Origin of the sequence: Burkholderia metallica (genome assembly GCF_902832845.1) — a bacterium.
In the GTDB taxonomy this organism is placed as follows: domain Bacteria; phylum Pseudomonadota; class Gammaproteobacteria; order Burkholderiales; family Burkholderiaceae; genus Burkholderia; species Burkholderia metallica.
Window position 1 is genome coordinate 263,546 of sequence record NZ_CADFDB010000002.1, and the last position, 17,676, is coordinate 281,221.

Consider the following 17,676-nt stretch of genomic DNA (forward strand, 5'->3'; position numbering starts at 1 on the left):
TTATGAAACGGGCGGGCGGCCGCGCCACGCGGCCGGATCGGCCCGGAACGCCCGCCGGGCCGCCATTCGCCCGATTGCGTCAATTGGGGTGCAATACTGTGCCGCCGCACGGTTTTCATTGCCGGAGTCAGACCATGCAATCCACGATCGAACAGGCAGCCGGGCTTGTCGGCGCGAGCCGCGCAGTCCGGCAGGGACGGAAAAACGGGTACGCAAACGACGCGTCCGGCCGCGCCGGCGCCCGGCCATCGCACGCCGTCGGCAAGGAGTCCGCCCATGCCTGACCGAGACCTCGTCGCGCAGCTCGTCGCGCGGCTGACCGGCACGGCGGACCATCCGCGCTTCACCGGCGCGCCGCCCGACCTGTCGACGCTCGACGCATCGTCGCTGGGCGCCGTCTGGCCGGCGCTGCGTCGCGTCGAGCACGACCTCATGCGGCGCGACCACGCGTACGACGACGCGCGCGCCGAATTCGCGCGCTGGCTGCGCGGGCAGATCGATGCGCTCGGCCTCGTGCCGCTCGTCGACGCCGACGCGGCGCTCGAACTGTTTCGCGACATTCCTGCCGGCGGATGGCAACGCGCGCTGGAGGATCTGCCCTGCCTCGACGCGCTGCCGTCGCCCGCGCTGCAGGCCGAACTCGCCCGCATCGCGGGCGAACCGGAGGAAGGAGGGATGCGCGGGGCGTCCGCGTATGGCGCCTATGCGCTCGACTGGTTCGCCGGTCGCCGCGACTTCTCGGCACGACGCGATGCGTATGCCCTGGCGCTGGCCGACTCGCCGTTCCGCGTGCGCGAACTCGACGTGCTGCCCGAACTCGGGCCGGCCGCGTTGCTCGCGCTGGCCGCGACCCACGACGGCTATTTCGCGCCGAAGCGTCTGTGGATCGACTTCAGCGATCCGGCCGTCACGCTCGCGGAAGACGCCGCGTACGTCGCCTTCGCGCGCGACGCGCTGACCGAGGCCGCGCGGCAGGTCGCGGCCTTGCATGCCGGCGCCGTGCCGTACGAAGCCGATCGCGCGTTTACGACCGACGACGCGCAGGTCGTCGCGCGCGCCGCTCGCGTGGCCGCCTATCGCGACGAAGCGTGGCTGCGTCCGCTGATCGGGCCGCTGCTGACCGGCGTGTGCGTCGCGCCGACGGCCGCGAAGACCGCGCCGTCTCAATCGCTCGCGATCGCGCTCGGCCATGCGGTCGAGACGATCCCGACGCCCGAGAGCGTGCGCGCGTTGCGCGACGCGCTGGCCATCGTGCGTCATGCCGGCGTGCAGAAGAAGCTCGCGCGCAACCTGAAGCCGGCCGAACGCGCGCTCGGCGAGCGGCCGCGCACCGCGCTGCGCATGACGCTCGATGCGAAGCCCGACAAGAAGCAGCTCGCGATGCTCGCCACGTGCATGGAAGCCGGCTTCTGGCAACCGATGACGCTCGGCCATGCCGAATGGCGCGAACGCCTCGTCGATGCGCCTGCCGGCGCCGCGTTCGCCGCGCGCATGATCTGGCACGCGCGCGGCCGCGATGGCTCGACGCGGTCGTTCATGCCGGAGATCGCGAAAGGCAAGGTCGTGCTGCGCGACACGGCCGGGCACGCGATCGACATCGCCGGCGACAGCGAGATCCGGCTATGGCACCCGCTGCTGGCCGACGCGGACGAGCGCCTCGCGTGGCAACGTGCGATCGTCGGCCGCACGCTGCGGCAGCCGGTCAGGCAGGCTTTCCGCGAATACTACGTACCGGACGACGGCGATGCGGCGGCCAGCGATTCCGCGATGTTCGAAGGCCACGTGCTGTCGAGCCGGCCGCTGATCGGCGTCGCGCGGCGCGAAGGCTGGTCGATCCGGGCATACGACGACGGGCTCGTGCGCGAGTTCGGCGACGTGCGCGCGACCTTTCTCGTCGATGCGCGGCTCTATCCGGGTTCGGAAAGCCACGGCACGTCGCGCCGGCTGCACTTCGAACGCCGGCACGATCGCCGCTGGGTACCGCTGCCGATCGGCGAGATCGATCGTGTCGTGTTCTCGGAAGTGGCGCGCGCGGTCGACCTGCTCGTGAGCGTCGCCGCGTTCGCGCTCGACGACGACGCGACACGCGACGCAGCCGCCGCGCTCACGGCCGATCCGGCGCGCCGGCGCGAACGCGAGGCACAACGCTGGGAGCGCCTGAACCGGTTGTCGGATCTGCCGCTGAGTACGATGGCGCGGCATCGCAGGAACGTGCTGTCGCTCGTGTTCGCGGGGCCGATCGCGCAAGGGCGGATGACGATCGACGAACGGCATGTGCGTGTCGGTGCGTGGTCGGTGCATTGCGCGACCGGGCGCGTGATGCGCGACGGCGAGCCCGTCGAACCCGCGATCGAGCCGCCGCCGTCGCCGCTGCACGCGGTGCCGTGGCTGCCTTATGACGAAGCGTTGTTGCAGCGGATCGTCGATGTCGTCGCGGGGTTGCTCGGCTGAGCCCGTGAATAAGCATGGCCGCCAATAACCGTTTCTCAGCGCGTAAAAATATATCGAATCGTTTCCGGTAGCCTTATTCGTTCTGCATATCCCGGTCGGGCGGCTATGGTAACGTTTTGCTTTCACTTACTTTGCTCGCCGTCACGACATGCCTGCCTACACCAAGCCAAGATGGTTACGGGATCTGCTGCGCTTCCTCCCGTTGAAAAGCCAATTCGTGCTCTCGGGAAACGTACGCGATTTGCAGGCATGTGAAGTTGCTCCCGAAGTGGTGACGGCACAGTCGCTGGTGAGTACGCTCGGCGACAATCTGCGGGAGTCAGGCTATGCGCAGTGGGTCGCCTGGAGCCCGATTTCAGGCTTCACGGTACCCGACAGCCGGGTGCCGCCAACGGAGCCTGCCGATGCAACCCTGCGACGTCTTGGCTTGACACCGGTCGATGGCGTGGCGCCGGGCGGCATTGACGCGCTCACCGCATGCCTTGAACGCCTGGCCACGCTGCCCGGGCCGCCGATTGCCCTCGTCGTCGATTTTGCTTCTCGACTGGCGATTCGCGCCGAAACCCTGAACCCGACGGAACACACCCTGTTCACGCGCGCACTGGTGCTGGCGCATATGGCCGCACCCCGCCCCTGGGGAGAACTGCGCCGTCCGTATTTCAATACCGTGATCTGGATCGTCGACAAGGAAGGCGATCTGCCAGACTGGTTGCTGATCGACAACCCTCGGATACGGCATATTCCCGTGTCGAAACCCGACAGTGCCGCGCGTCGGGCGTTGGCCGGCGCATTGCTGCGTGGCGTACCGGGCGCCCAGGCCACTACACCGGACAGTCTTTCCGACGCAGAATCCGCATTCGTTGACGGTTGCGACGGATTGCTGCTGGCCGACATGAATGCGATCGCCACGCTCGCCCGCGTCGAACAGGTTCCCCTCGATAAAATTGCCGACGCCGTGCGACGTTATAAAGTGGGCGTCACCGAGGATCCGTGGCAGCAAATCGATCGAGACAAGATCCGTCACGCCGACGCCTTCATTCGCCGGCGAGTCAAAGGCCAAGCGCATGCAGTCACGCACATGCTCGACCTCGTCAAACGAGCGATGACGGGCGTCGGTTCTCAGCGGAAAGGAAACCGGCCCCGCGGTGTCGCGTTCCTCGCCGGCCCGACCGGCGTCGGGAAAACCGAACTCGCCAAGACGATCACGAGCCTGCTGTTCGGCGACGAAAGTGCCTACATCCGCTTCGACATGTCCGAGTTCAGTGCGGAGCATGCCGATCAGCGGCTCATCGGCGCTCCACCCGGCTACGTCGGCTACGACGTCGGCGGAGAATTGACGAATGCGATTCGCGAACGCCCGTTCAGCGTGGTGCTCTTCGACGAAATCGAAAAGGCGCATCCACGCATTCTCGACAAGTTTCTACAAATTCTCGATGACGGCGTGCTGACGTCGGGACGCGGTGATCGCGTGTACTTTTCCGAAGCGTTGATCGTTTTTACGTCGAACCTCGGCATTTACCGCCAGGACGAATCGGGTCAGCGCGTGGCCAATATCCACCCAGGAAACGACTTTGCGGAAATCCAGAAGAAAGTCCTCGGGGAAATCCATCGGCATTTCAAGCTGGTCCTGAACCGGCCAGAAATCCTCAACCGCATCGGCGAGAACATCATCGTCTTCGACTTCATCCGCGAGGATGTCGCGACGGACATTTTCGAGCAGATGGTCCATGCCGTCCTCGACGACGTCGCCTCCCAAGGCATCGTCGTTGACCTCGACTCCAGTTCCAAGATAGCGCTCCAGGCGAAATGCCTCGGCGATCTGTCAAACGGCGGCCGCGGCATCCGAAACCAGATCGAAGCGCACCTGCTTAATCCGCTGGCACGCGGCCTGTTCGATCAGGATGCGAACGCCGGTGATCGGTTTGTCATTTCGGGCATCGACTGCGGCTCGTTCGAGTTGCAAAAGCGCTAGGCCATGGATATTCGCGTTTCGCGCCTGCACTTTCCCGTGACGACACTCGGGCCTGGGCAGCGAATCGGCATCTGGTTTCAGGGTTGCACGATCCGATGCCCCGGGTGCATTTCGATGGATACATGGGCAAACGCCGGAGGCGAAACCGACGTAGGCGCCATCTTGTCGCAGGTCCAAACCTGGTTGCCTGAATCCACCGGCATCACGATCTCGGGTGGAGAGCCGTTCGATCAGCCAGACGCGCTGATCGCGCTGTTGCGTGGCCTACGGCAGCAATCGGCTGGCGACGTGCTCGTCTATAGCGGCCACCCGATCGAATCGGTGGCTGATACGCTCGCCCGCGCCGACGGCTTGATCGATGCGCTGATCTCGGATCCGTTCGACATCGACGCCCCGCAGACACGCCCTTTGCGCGGCAGCGACAATCAACGGCTGCATTGCCTCACCGCACTCGGCCATGCTCGTTTTGCACACTACGAACACGCGCCACGAAACGGTAAGGCGCTCGACGTCATGTTCGACGACGATGGTAGCGTCTGGTTCGCGGGGATACCGGACCGAGACGATTTTCAACGATTGAGAGACCTATTGAACGATCAGGGCCATCACGTCCGGATCAGTGCGAATAAGGTACGAAATAGATAAGACAGGAAATGTCAGCCATGATGCGTTTTTGCCCGAATTGCCGAACCGAGCGGTCGGTCGATGAGTGGTTCTGTGCAGGCACGGTCGGAGAAGCCGTTTGCAACTGGGACTTATCTGGAGTACCGATCCGGGCAAACGGCTGGCGCCCCCAAGATGTGATCACTGTCGAGAATGTCAGCCAGCAAGCGGCTTCAGACGCACTCGAATCCGCGGTGCCGACATCATTGTCGTGCACGAACGGCCATCCGATGAACGACGGCGACCTCATGTGCCTCGAATGCGGCGCAGATCCGGCCGCGCCCGCTGATGTGCCACCTCTCGGCAGCGACGTCGAGATTTCGGCAGATCGCTCGACCGAGGCATCGCCGCCGGCACCCGCCGAAGAAACGAAGATCGACGGCTGGAGACTATTGCGTCAGATTTCCAGTACGGACGGCGTGCGCGAACGCTACGTGGCCCAGCAGGACGAGACCGGCAGGCAGGCGATCCTGACGCTTTATCGACCGGGCGCAGAACCGGACCCGGCGGTCTACGACGTGGTTCGCCGCCTGCCGCGCGAGCATGTGCCGGACATCATCGCCACCGGACGCTGGGATCAACGTGCTTACGAAGTCGCCGAGGAGATGAGCGGTGGTACGCTGGCCGATCTCGGCATGGCCGTACGCGATATCGCGACGATCCGTCATGTCGTCGATGAACTGGGCCGAGCCCTGCAGGCGTTTTCGGAAGCGGGGCTTCGACACCGAGACCTCCGGCCCGGAACATTGCTTGTTCGCAGCCGCGAACCGCTGGACCTCGTCATCAGCGGCTTTGGCTCGGCACGGCTGTCCGAATTCGATCTCGATATCGTCTCGCCTCTCGAAACGACGCGCTATATGGCACCGGAAGCCATTGCCGGCGGTGTTGCCGCGGCGTCCGACTGGTGGAGCCTCGGCATGATCCTGCTCGAGCAGCTGACCGACGGCCGCTGTTTCGAGGGCATCAACCCGCGCGCGTTTCTGATTCATGTGCTGGCCAACGGCGTCACTCTGCCGGACGATCTGGATCCGTCACTTCACCTCTTGCTGCGAGGCTTGCTGGCACGTGACCGACATCAACGCTGGCAATGGCCTCAAGTCAAAGCCTGGCTGGATGGCAAACCGGAAGATGCTCCGTCGGCGGCGACTGTCGATTCCGACGATGACGAAGGCGCCAGCATCGCGCTGGGCGCGCGGCAATATCGGAAACCGGCGGTCTTCGCGCTGGCCGCTGCGGAGCGCGAGAATTGGGAAGTGGCACGCGACCACCTTCATCGCGGCGTTGTGCTGACATGGGCAGAACAGGCCGGCGCCGGCGCAAAAGCGCTAGCCGGCCTGCGTCAGGTTGCTCAACTCGACGGTGTTGATGACGATTGCCGTCTGATGATCGCGCTCAAGCTGTTGAATCCCGACATGCCGCTTATCCTGCGCGGCGAGATCGTCACGCCTGGTTGGCTGCTGCAAAACCCGCTCGAGGGTTACGACTTGGTGACCGGGCCGGTTCCGGCATTCCTGGAACGACTGGACACGGAAAACTGGCTGTCCAGACTGCGCTCTCGAGCTAATGAAGTGCGACACCGCGCCGCTCATCTTGGCATCGAACTTGACGAGGACATGGTGCGCATCGCACTGCTTTCCACGTCGCGTGCCCATTTGGCCGCGCAATGGGAAGAGCGACGGCTGTTGTTGCCCGATTCAGACCATCACGGCCTGCTGTCGCTGTCGGAGCGCCGCGTCCTCAGCGAGGAAGACCTGATCGTTCTGTTGAGCGCGACAATTTCGCAGTTTCGTTCGGTCGACGAGATCCTCAACCAGGCGGCAGCCATTGCGGAGCGAGAGCAGATTCTGATGTTTGACCGTCAGGCTGCCCGGACCGCGCTTGCGTTGCCGCGCGTCGAGCTGTTCCACGCCGTTGATGAGCGAATCGCCGGGTTCGCGCGGACCGGAAATCAGACAATCGACGACTGGGCGGAGCAGTTCCGATTGGAACGTCGTCTGCCCCTGCACGAAGTGGTCGTCCTCCTGTCCGTGCCTGCCGAGCAGTGGCTGGAACCGCAGAAGCAGCAATACGTATCGCAGATACTCGACTTCTTCGAGAAAAAAGTTGCCACTGCCGTATTGCGAGGTCCGCTGGTACGGATGACCATCGGCAAAACCACGGGTCGTATCGATCTTCACGAACTGAACGGCGAGCGATTCGCCAGCACCGCGCTGCTCGACCATCTGCTCCAGCGTAACGTACAGACGGTCTCGGTGGATCCGGCCGTGTTTGGTACAGGCGGAACGCTCGAAGGCCGATTGAACACGCTGTACCGGCAGACCTCGCTCTACAAGCGCGATACCGGCATCGACGGCCTCTATCTCGGCTTCCCGTTCCTGCTTTACAAGGACCATCGCAGTACGACGCGCCCTCGCATCGCTCCCATCCTGTTGTGGCCAGTCAAACTGCTGATGGAACTCGGCACGCGAGGCCAGGTCGCGATGGCTTTTGATGGCGAACGCGAGGAGGTTCGCCTGAATCCGGCGCTCGAGGGCTTGCTGGGACGCGAGGCCGTCAAGGCGTGGCGCGTCGCAGCCGACGAGGTGCTCGGACGTTCCGCGTTGAAAGCGGCCGACGTGGTCGATGCTTTCGGCCTGCTGGCCGACGTGGAAAGTCGGAAACTCGGCGCGCTACCGTTGCCGACCCTCGACATGCCCCTCGGCACGACACGCATCGCCTGCTCCGGCGTGCTCTTTCACGTCGACTTCGCCGGCCAGGCCATCGGCGAGGATCTGCGTCAGCTCAAGCAATTGTCGCCTTCCGGTACCGCACTCGAGTCGATGCTGCGGCTCAAGGACAAATCAGCCTACGATGCATCCGAAGCAGTCACAACCGAACTCAACAGATTCCTAACGGTAGCAAGCGATCCATCGCAAGAAGCGGCGATCCTGCAGGCGCGTCAGGGCCCCGGACTGCTGGTCGAAGGACCGCCCGGTACCGGCAAGAGCCAGACAATCGTCAACATGGTGGCCGACGCGATCGGGCAAGGTCGCAGCCTGCTGATCGTCTGTCAGAAGCATGCCGCATTGGAGGTCGTTCGCAAGCGTCTCGTCGCGGAAGGCCTGGGCGATCGCATCGTCATGCTCAACGACGTCAACAAGGACCGCGAGCCAACAATCCGGGCAGTTCGCGAGCAACTGGACGCGATCTTTCGCGGCACCGTATTCGACCACGGATTGGTTCGCCAGCGTGAACGCATGGCCGCGAGAATCGAGACCCTCGAGGGCGAACTTGATCGTCAGCATGCAGCACTGCATCGCGTCGACGAATCGACCGGTCTCAGCTATCGGGCACTGCTCGGCGAACTGATCCAGCTCGAAGCCGGCACTCCGCCTGTCAGCGTGCCGCAGTTGCGTGCACGGCTTGCCACGCTCGATATTTCGGCACTGACCACGCTCGAAGAACACTGCGCACCGCTCACCCGTTACTGGTTGCCGTCGAAGTTCGAGGGCAGCCCACTGGTGCAATTGCAGTCCTTCGCGACGGATGCGGCCACGCTCGAAACGTTCAATGCGTTCTTCGCCGATTTTTGCGAGGCGGAGCGCCTGCGAATCGAGACGCTCGCGGCGCATCCCGCGCGATTCGATGTCGACGACCCCGCCCCGTATCGCGCGTGGCTCGATGCCAACGCTAGCCGCCTCGTCGCGCTGGACGATACGCAACGCAAGCGGCTTGCGCAATGGTTGCCGTTGTTTCGACCGGCAGATCATGCCGATGCTGAAGGTCATCGGCATTACACAGCACTCGGCGGCCTGCATCGCGATTTGCTGGCAGTCGACACCAGCGGCTTCGACACCGCGTTGTCGGATACCGTTGCACGCCTGCCGGATCCTGAGCTCAGCAAGCTCGAAACGCAGGCGACGTTGGCGACTCGCGCACCGTCTCTGTTGAGTCGCCTCAACCCGGCCACTTATCTGCGGCGTAGTCACCTGATGAAGTTCGTCATCGGCTGCGGTGCTCCCGCGACAGACGAGACGCTTCGCAAACTGCTGGCCGCTACCCGACTCGAAAAGGCCTGGAGGCCGCTACGCGACACGTTGAACACGATCAGCCGGGCATTGCATCTCGATACGGTTGAACCTACCTGCGGGCCGGGACTCGCCGACGCGTGCCTGACCCGCCTGCGGCAGCTCGAGGAAATCCGCGAACTCGCGCAGCATCTTGCGATCGCGCCACGCGGCGACGAGTTCGACTCGGCCGTGATGACTGGAGATCGAGCACCCGTCAAGCAGTTGCTCGACGGTTTCGAGACCGCGTTTGTGCGACACAACGCACGTCAGCACAGTCTTCGTGCGCTGAGGCCGCTCGACGAGTGGCTCTCGACAGAACTTGTCTCCGCCTGCCGGCAGGCGATTGCCGACAACATCAGTTATCAGGCACCGTTGAACCGCATTAGCGATGCATTGCCGACATTAGCCGCGTATCAGCAATTCCGGACGCGAGCGCGGCATGTCTCATCAGAGGCACTCGACGTATTTGCCATCATGCGCGACCACGAAGATGCTCTGACGCGTCTGCCGCCCGAACACCTCGACGACGCAGTGCGGCGCATGATCAACCGCGAAGCGCGACTCGGATGGAAACGGCGCATGGAGCAGGACAATCCCGAGTTGCTGCTCGACCAAAGTGAAACGGCCGCAAAAATCGATGCGCTCGCGGCTGCCGATGAGGAGATGCGTCGCCTGAACCGCGAGATGCTTCGCAACGGTATCGACCGCAGTAGACTGGGTTCGGCACGTGATTGGGAAGACGTGACTCGTTTGACCGGTCGGCGCTCTCGGCGCCTGCGTGAATTCATCGAACTCGGTACGGGGCTGGGCCTGATGGCGCTGCGGCCGGTCTGGCTGATGAACCCCGACGTTGCCAGCCGCGTACTGCCGCTGAAATCGGGGTTGTTCGATTCCGTCGTCTACGACGAGGCATCGCAGATGCCGGTGGAATACGCAATCCCCACGCTGTTCCGAGGCAACTTGTCGATTGTCAGTGGCGACGAAAAGCAAATGCCGCCGACGGCGTTCTTTTCGAGCCGGGCAGATAGCGACGAAGCGGAAATCTTCGACGGTGAGCAACCCGACGAAGCGGCGACGGAAGACGAACGTGAGCGCTTCGAGGACACATGGAACCGACGCGAAATCAAGGACTGCCCCGACCTGCTGCAACTGGCACGGAGCGCGCTGCCCGTGTCGACGCTGCAGATTCACTATCGTTCGTCGTATCGAGAGTTGATCGGCTATTCGAACGCAGCGTTCTATGAGAACAACCTCAGCGTGCCTGTTCGCCATCCGGATGCCACGGTGCGTGAGGTCAAGCCCCTCGAACTCATCCAGGTTAATGGTCTTTACGAGCAGCAGACCAACAGCGACGAAGCGGATCGCGTGGTCGCCTATCTCGCGCAACTGTGGCAACAACCCTACGCGCACCGCCCTTCCGTCGGCGTGGTCACGTTCAACCGCAAACAAGCAGACCTCATTCTGGAACGCCTGGAGCAGCGCGCAGAAGACGATGAGGCGTTCCGCGACGCCTATCGTGAGGAGCTCGACAGAACCGATCGCGGCGAGGACATGGCCGTATTCGTGAAGAACGTCGAGAATGTCCAAGGGGACGAGCGCGACGTCATCGTCTTTTCGACGACCTTTGGGCGAAACGGTCAGGGAACCTTCCGACGCATGTTTGGCGTGCTTGGGCAGAGCGGCGGCGAGCGACGTCTCAATGTGGCCGTGACGCGCGCCCGCCATAAAGTCGTGCTCATCACGTCGATGCCGATCCGCGAGATCTCCGATATGCTCACAACGCAGCGCAAGCCAGCGATTCCGCGCGACTATCTTCAGGGTTATATGGAATACGCACGCGCGATGTCGAACGGTGAACTGCCTGCCGGCCGTGCGTTGCTTGGCCGCATGAGCAGCGAACGAGCGCATGCAAAGTTGCGGCAGGCGGGTACCGTCGACGGATTCGCGGAAGACGTGCTTGCCTATCTGAAGAACCTCGGCCTATCACCGGTGTCCGCCCAGGAAGGCGATGCGTTCGGACTCGATTTTGCGATCGCAAATCCGGAAACCGGCCTTTATGCGATCGGCATCGAGTGCGATGCGCCACGTCACCCCCTGCTCGAACATGCGCGTGCCCGGGAAATCTGGCGGCCGTCCGTGCTGGGACGGGCGATTCCGACTCTGCATCGCGTGTCGTCGCAGGCCTGGTACCACGATCCGGAAACGGAAAAGGCACGCCTCAAATCAGCCATAGCGCTGGCCCTGAACCAGGAGGTGGTGGCATGAGTGGCCCGAAAGTTGTTCGGATCGTGACGCGCGAGGAAATCGTCGCCATCTGCGAGGGACATCTGCAACGTCTTGACCAGGCCATCGCCACGTGGATTGCCGAAGGCACACATATCGGCAAGCTGCTTGATGAGGAGATCGCCGCGACCCGGGCTCGCCGTGACGCGCTGGGAGCATTGATCGCAGCCGACGCGTTTATGGACTTGCAAAAGAAAGTGCCTGACGAGATCGCTTTCCTGAAGTCGGATCTCGCCCGGCGTCAACAGGCGGCAATCGAGCAGGCCGAGCAGGCAGCGAAGCGCCGGCGGCAAGGACGGCACAGCGCGGTGACATTGCTCGACGCACTCGAAGCGAAAGGCGTCGAGATTCCGGCTGAACTCCATAAGCAGCTCGATCACTTGCGCTCGGGAAACATGCTCAAGAACGCCGATGCCCTGCTCGCGCAAGGGTTCGCTCTTCTGACGCCTGCGGTAGAACGAACGCTCAACGATGCGCAACGGGCTCTAGCGAATCGCCTCATGCCGACGGAAACGACGGCAACCTTCCAAACGTGGACGGCGACGCAAATGGCTGCGTCTCGTGATCCGTCGATCGACCGTCTCGATCGACAGATCGGCGAAGCACGGGTATTCCTGGAACCACAAGCGGTCGCCGGATTCTCGTCGCGCCTGGATGCCCTCGAAGACGAACCGAGCGACGCGCGACGAAGCCTGTTGCTCGACAGCCTGATCCTCGACCTGTCGAGCGCCATCGACGCGGCTCGCGCACGTCGCACGGCTATCTCGGCACTGGAAGAATTAACGGCGGAGATTCGGGCTTACGACACGGCAGACACTGCAATGTTTGTCGAACGTGCCCGACAATGCGATATCACCACGTCGCCTGACTTCGTGGCCGAGCTGACCCGATCCGGGCAGGAACTAATAGCTCGAGTGCGACAGCAACAAGCGGCGGAGGCTCGGCGCAACGCCATCCTGAGCGGCTTGGCGCGACTCGGCTATGAAGTACATGAGGGTATGACGACGGCATGGGCGAAGGACGGCCGGGTCGTCGTCAAGAAACCCTCCCTGCCGGACTATGGTGTGGAAATCGGTGGTCAGGCTCAAGCGGGTCGCCTGCAGGTTCGGGCCGTATCTCTCGCCGCGAATCGCGACGTTGCCCGCGATAAAGATGTCGAAACGCTCTGGTGTGGCGAGTTTGGCCGGTTGCAGGCGTTGCTGGCACAACATGGTGATGACTTGCTGATCGAACGTGCAATGGGTGTTGGCGAGGTACCGCTCAAGGTTGTTTCCGAGATGGACCATGCGTCCAGCCCCGCAGCAGCCATGCGCACGCTGAGGTAAATCGTGCGTCGGAAAGTCTTCCGGGCGCGGCATATGCCGCGCGCCAGGGGCTTCGGTACCGACGCGATTCTATTTCCCATCTTCGGGAAGCAAAGGCTTCGAACCTAGCGAACCCATGAACTGGCCGATTCTCTCGCCGTATGCGCGACGCAAACAATCGAGGTCGTTGCCACACTGATGTCGCGTACCGACCCAGTCTGACTCGGATTGCCGAAGAGACTCCGGATCCGAGACGGTTTGCAGTGCAGCCGTATACAGTTGCGCCAACCTCCGGTCCATTGCGGCCAAACCCGGGTCATGACAGATTGCCGATTCGTCATCGTGCGATGCCCGTGAACAGTTGAAACTAGTCTCGAAAACTCGCGTTTGCACGGCATGACCCGCAGACGCGTCCGACGCGCTGCTGTTCTGTTCAGATTTTTCGAATGATGGACGCTCAGAACTCGGCATGCTGGATGCGGATCGAGCTGATGCATGCACCTCCGGCCGCACATTCTCGTTTGTCGATTCCGATGAATATCCAGAGGAAAGATCTTCCGCTGGCCGGCCCTTGTGAGTCGCTTCGGTTCGGGTAGCTTGTATGTCCGAATCCGACATGCTGTTAACTACCAACCCGAATAAAAATAGACCGATGCCACACAACAAGACCTTTCCTGACCGAGCAAAATTTCTAGAATCCGGCTCGTTGTTCTTATAGCCAGTCTTGAACCTCCGATCGACCTTGCGTGTATCTACAAAGCCGCCAATACCGATCAATGATGCAAGCAAACCTATACCAACCAGGCTGTTACCTATCAGTGCCATATACTTCCCCGATATGACGTTTTTGGTATTTTATAATGTGACCGTCCGCATCTGCATTAGAGTGATTCAATCAGATCCGTGCAGCCACACCAAGTCATTGCCGACCAAATTTCCCTTGTCGCCCCTTACCCCCTATCGCTCGATGATGATAGGATTTTATGCCATAGCCTTTGGGAAGAGGATTAATACAATCCTCCGTCGAACTCAACGACTCTAATAAATCACCCGGAAAAACAGATAGTGGACAATCCGTTTGGTGAATTCCGGGTCGCGGTTGCGAATAATCGGCTCCGACGGGCTCCTGGAAAACGGTGTCGAATTGTGTCCGCCACACACTTCCATCTCGTGCCAGCCAGATGGACAACGTTCACGAAGCTGTCCGCTTGCTGCGCCGCATCAACCATGCGCCCCCTACCGCGCCGCCTGCTGCCGCTGCACCTCCTGCGTTTTCATCTGCAGATACGCGCCGCGCTCGACCTCGTGCAATTGCTGCGGATACTGCTCGGTCGCGTCGAACCAGCGCGCGAGGCGCTGGTCGAGCGGCTTGTCGAGCGTCGCGAGATACGCATCGATCGCGAGGTAGTAGCGCATCGTGTTGCGCTCCAGCAGCCCGCGCACGCCGCCGACATACTGCGGCTGCGCGGCCGATCCGCCGCCGACGGCCGTGAAGCCGACCTTGTCGCTGCCGACGGTCGCCAGGTAGGTCTTCATCGCCATGCGCCCGACCGTGCCGAAGCCATACGAATACGTGAGATGCAGGAACGTGCGCGAACCGCCCACCGGCACGGCCTCCAGCGCGATCCGGTAATCCTTCGTGCCCATCGGGCCGCTGTCGGCGGTCAGGTCGACCTGGAAATAGTCGGGCGTCGCGGCCGCCACGCGATAGCGGAACTGCACGCGATAGGTGTCCGGCAGCTTCTGCTGGATCTTGCGGCCGAGGTTCACGTCGAGCACCGGGCCGTTGCTGCCGGTCGACGCATGGCAATACTTCGTGTTCAGATGCAGGATCAGCACCGCGCACCAGTTCGCGGGGCCCTGCGCGGGATCGTCGAGCTGGCCGCTCACGACTGCGTACGGATAGTCGACCACCGCGTAGATGTCGCCCTTCAGCGACGACGACGCTTCCGCCGATTCGAGGACCAGCGGCCGGTGAAACGCGTTGTCCTTCAGTTGCGCGCCGAGGCTGTGGTAACGGTCGAGCAGCGCGGCCGCGCCGTTCGCGGCCTCCGCGCCGAACGACAGCGCGCTCCAGCCGACACACAACGCCGCCACGAGCGTGCGCGCCGCGCGGCGGCCAAGCCGCGTGCCGCACGAATGTCCGGATGTCTCCATTCTTGTACTCCCTGGCGCGCGATGGCCGCGCGCATGTATCACAGAATACGCCTGCGGATCGCGCACGGCTGCTAGCGGCCGCGCTTGACTGGCACCGGCAACTGCGCGGCGGTGATCCGGATCAGCGCCGACAGCCATTCGCGGTCGTCCCAGCGCTCGCCGCCGATCACGAGGTGCGGTTTCGCGGCCGGATACGGCGAGCCTTCGTCGCAGGTGCCGAGAAACGCGCGGCCTTCGGCCGTGGGCTTGACGAACAGCCGGTCGTCGCAGACGAGCGCGACCATCTTGCCGTCGCAATAGATACCGTACTCGCCGAACATCTTGCGTGCCGATACCGTGCCGGCCCCCGCCATCTGCTCGACGATGAAATCGACCGTACTTTGGCTCGATGCCATCCGTCGCTCCTTGCAAAAAGTTTATGACCGTCGTGTGTGGCGGACCGTTCCGCGCGATGGATAAATCCGACTGCGCTGCGGTGCGGCATCGTTTCGTCGGCGGAACGTGGATTAACGCGCGGAGGGCGGCGCTTGCCGGCCCATGGCGCGCTGCGCTATGGGCCGTGACAGTTGCATGACGGTGCGACATCCGGCCCGCGCTTAAACCTGAATCGCATGTTTCTCGTATGGTCAAAACCGCACGCACGCATTCGCCACGCGCCGCAGCGCGGCCGCCCCGCTTTCGAGCGCGGCGCGGAAACGCGCGGCAGAGCACGCGTCGACAGCCGACATGGCCCACACGCGGCGGCGTGCGGCCGCCGCCCGACCGAAACGACGCCGTTACTTGTCGGCCGCGAACGCGCTCGACATCTGCCGCGCGCGCTTCACGTCGTCGCCGTGCAGATAAATCGACGTCGTCGAGATCGACGCATGCCGCAGGTTGTCGCGCACGGTCGTCAACTCCGCGCCGCGCGCCAACGCATGCGTCGCATGCGTATGCCGCATCCAGTGCGGGCTCGCCTGCCGCAGCTTCTGCGCGAGCGCGGGATTGTCGGCATCGACCTGCTCGGCCGTCTGCGCGAAGAACCGCTGCATCACCTTCCACAGCCGCACGCTCGTGATCGCGGCCGCGCCGTCTTCCGCGAGGCTCGGGATCAGCGGCGTATCGGGCCGCCAGCGCGACGGCGTGACCGGCAGCCGGCGCGCGACCAGATAGCGGTCGAGCCCCGTGCGCGCGAGCGGCGGCAACGCGACCCGCGCGGCCTTGCCGCCCTTGCCGATCACCTTCAGCCACGCATCGCCGTGCACATCGGTCTCGATGTCGCCGAGCGTCGCGCCGACCAGCTCGCTCGCGCGCAGCCCGGTCGCGTAGCCGAAATCGAGAATGAAGCGCAGCCGTTGCGCGGCGGCCGGCGTCCAGCCCGACTGCGGCGCGCCGGCCGCCGTAGCTTTGCGGAACTCGAGCCCGTCGGCGATCGTCCGCACGAGCAGCCACTCGCCTTCGGTGAACGCATGCGACGTGTCGAGTGCGTTCGCGCCGCGCGTGTCGCGCACCTTGACGCCCGCGAACGGATTCGCGAGCAGGTAGCGCTGCTCGATCAGCCAGCGGAACAGCGCGCCGAGCACCGACAGCGTGTACGCCGCCGAGCGGGCGGACAGTGCGCCCGAGAACGGCCGCCAGTCGGGCGCGCCGCGCGGCCGCACGGGCCCGACCCAGCGCTCGTGCGGCGTCGGGCGCCGCACGAACGCGCGATACGCGACCGCATCCTCGGTCGTCAACGACGACAGCGCGCGGCCGCGTTCGACGATCGCCCACAGGATCAGCCGCTCGGCCTCCTTCCGGTACGCACGCCGCGTCGCGGCCGATTCGTGCAGCGACAACCACGCATGCACGGCCGCGTAGTCGTTGTCCGCATCGAGCGTGCAGGTCGCGCGCGGCGCGCGGAACGTGCCGGCCGAGCCGTCGACCTCGTGCGGCAGCTTCAACTGCTCCCACGGCACGATGCTGCCGCGCGGCGTCGCCGCGATCAGCGCGCGCGCCCGTTCGGTCAGGTCCGGATGCGCGGCGAAAAACGCCTCGATGTGCCGCGCACCGGCCACGCCGAGGCCCGCGATCGCACGCCACCACTGGCGCCGGCGCGGAATCCGCACCGTGAGGTCGGCCAGCGTCGTGATGCCGTGCGCACGCAGCGCGACGACCGCGCGCGCGGGTAGCCACAGGCCGACGTCGTCGCTGATCTGCGGGACCGGCGCGCGCGCATGACGCAGCACGCCGATCGCTTCGGCCGCGGCCTTCGCCGCCTGCGCACGCTCACCGTCGGGATGACCGAGCCGCTCCGCGAGATCGGGCCGGCCCGCTTGCCGCGCGACGCGCACGAGGCGGCGCCGGATGCCGCCGATCACACCGCGCGCCGAACGCCCGTCGCCGAGCCGATCGGGCAGGTAGCGCTCGACGACCTGGCGCACGGTCATGCCCGCATACCACGCACGCAGCGCGGCCAGTTCGTCGGCGTCGGGAAAGCCTGCGGGCGCAGGCGCGGAATCGGAGGAAGGCGATGAGGTGAGGCGAGGTTTCATGGTCGCAAGTTTGACAGAAGCGCGCGCGGCCGGAAACGTCGCGCGCGGCGTTCCGTCGAGATGAAAGTTCACGGGCGGGACGTTCGACCCAGCCTGTTATGCTGCGCACTGCATTCGCGCGTGATCCGTCCGCCGTTTCCCCGCATCACGTTGCGGCGGGAGAGATCCGCATTGAATTGCGCTGGACGATCCGGCCATCCGTATCGGGATCGCAGCGGGACATCGAAAGTCCCGCAGATCGTTCATTGCATTTCCGGCCGTCGGTCAATAACACCTTTACCAAC

General features: G+C 63.9%; 9 protein-coding genes. 6 read left to right on the top strand and 3 right to left on the bottom strand.

Features of this window, described 5'->3' with window-relative positions; translation table 11 throughout:
* The first annotated feature begins 134 nt into the window (after positions 1–134).
* The 6 genes from HWX08_RS08565 (at position 135) to HWX08_RS08590 (ending at position 12,743) form a co-directional block, all read left to right on the top strand.
* Positions 135–284: a hypothetical protein gene (locus HWX08_RS08565; RefSeq protein WP_174920377.1), complete on the top strand. Its 150-nt coding sequence runs from the start codon at positions 135–137 to the stop codon at positions 282–284.
* Positions 277–2,451 (top strand): DUF4132 domain-containing protein, encoded by a 2,175-nt coding sequence (locus tag HWX08_RS08570; protein WP_174920378.1) that lies wholly within the window; start codon positions 277–279, stop codon positions 2,449–2,451. The genes HWX08_RS08565 and HWX08_RS08570 overlap by 8 nt, the downstream gene beginning before the upstream one ends.
* Positions 2,452–2,599: 148 nt before the next feature.
* Positions 2,600–4,423 (top strand): AAA family ATPase, encoded by a 1,824-nt coding sequence (locus HWX08_RS08575; RefSeq protein ID WP_174920379.1) that lies wholly within the window; start codon positions 2,600–2,602, stop codon positions 4,421–4,423.
* A 3-nt stretch (positions 4,424–4,426) separates the two neighbouring features.
* Entirely contained in the window at positions 4,427–5,068 is a 642-nt protein-coding gene (locus HWX08_RS08580; protein WP_174920380.1) for a 4Fe-4S single cluster domain-containing protein, read from the top strand.
* 17 nt (positions 5,069–5,085) lie between these two features.
* A complete protein-coding gene (locus HWX08_RS08585) occupies positions 5,086–11,400 on the top strand; it encodes an AAA domain-containing protein (protein ID WP_174920381.1) in 6,315 nt (2,104 codons plus the stop codon).
* Complete coding sequence (locus HWX08_RS08590) at positions 11,397–12,743, top strand: hypothetical protein (RefSeq protein WP_174920382.1); 1,347 nt, start codon at positions 11,397–11,399, stop codon at positions 12,741–12,743. Before HWX08_RS08585 ends, HWX08_RS08590 begins: the two co-directional genes overlap by 4 nt.
* Positions 12,744–13,958: 1,215 nt before the next feature.
* On the opposite strand, the gene HWX08_RS08595 is transcribed toward HWX08_RS08590, so the two are convergent.
* The 3 genes from HWX08_RS08595 to HWX08_RS08605 form a co-directional block, all read right to left on the bottom strand.
* Positions 13,959–14,879, bottom strand: a complete 921-nt coding sequence (locus tag HWX08_RS08595; RefSeq protein ID WP_174920383.1) for a hypothetical protein — start codon at positions 14,877–14,879, stop codon at positions 13,959–13,961.
* A gap of 71 nt (positions 14,880–14,950) precedes the next feature.
* On the bottom strand, positions 14,951–15,274 hold the full coding sequence (locus tag HWX08_RS08600) for a TfoX/Sxy family protein (protein WP_069258390.1): 324 nt from the start codon (positions 15,272–15,274) through the stop codon (positions 14,951–14,953).
* A 381-nt stretch (positions 15,275–15,655) separates the two neighbouring features.
* Positions 15,656–17,392 carry a site-specific integrase gene (locus HWX08_RS08605; protein ID WP_174920384.1) on the bottom strand — a complete coding sequence of 579 codons (1,737 nt, stop codon included), beginning with the start codon at positions 17,390–17,392 and terminating at the stop codon, positions 15,656–15,658.
* Positions 17,393–17,676 lie beyond the last annotated feature (284 nt).

What these genes read in the sequence shown, in the direction of transcription:
- HWX08_RS08565 (WP_174920377.1), top strand. Translation starts at nt 135, where the DNA reads ATGCAATCCACGATCGAACAGGCAGCCGGGCTTGTCGGCGCGAGCCGC.
- HWX08_RS08570 (WP_174920378.1), top strand. Translation starts at nt 277, where the DNA reads ATGCCTGACCGAGACCTCGTCGCGCAGCTCGTCGCGCGGCTGACCGGC.
- HWX08_RS08575 (WP_174920379.1), top strand. Translation starts at nt 2,600, where the DNA reads ATGCCTGCCTACACCAAGCCAAGATGGTTACGGGATCTGCTGCGCTTC.
- HWX08_RS08580 (WP_174920380.1), top strand. Translation starts at nt 4,427, where the DNA reads ATGGATATTCGCGTTTCGCGCCTGCACTTTCCCGTGACGACACTCGGG.
- HWX08_RS08585 (WP_174920381.1), top strand. Translation starts at nt 5,086, where the DNA reads ATGATGCGTTTTTGCCCGAATTGCCGAACCGAGCGGTCGGTCGATGAG.
- HWX08_RS08590 (WP_174920382.1), top strand. Translation starts at nt 11,397, where the DNA reads ATGAGTGGCCCGAAAGTTGTTCGGATCGTGACGCGCGAGGAAATCGTC.
- HWX08_RS08595 (WP_174920383.1), bottom strand. Translation starts at nt 14,879, where the DNA reads ATGGAGACATCCGGACATTCGTGCGGCACGCGGCTTGGCCGCCGCGCG.
- HWX08_RS08600 (WP_069258390.1), bottom strand. Translation starts at nt 15,274, where the DNA reads ATGGCATCGAGCCAAAGTACGGTCGATTTCATCGTCGAGCAGATGGCG.
- HWX08_RS08605 (WP_174920384.1), bottom strand. Translation starts at nt 17,392, where the DNA reads ATGAAACCTCGCCTCACCTCATCGCCTTCCTCCGATTCCGCGCCTGCG.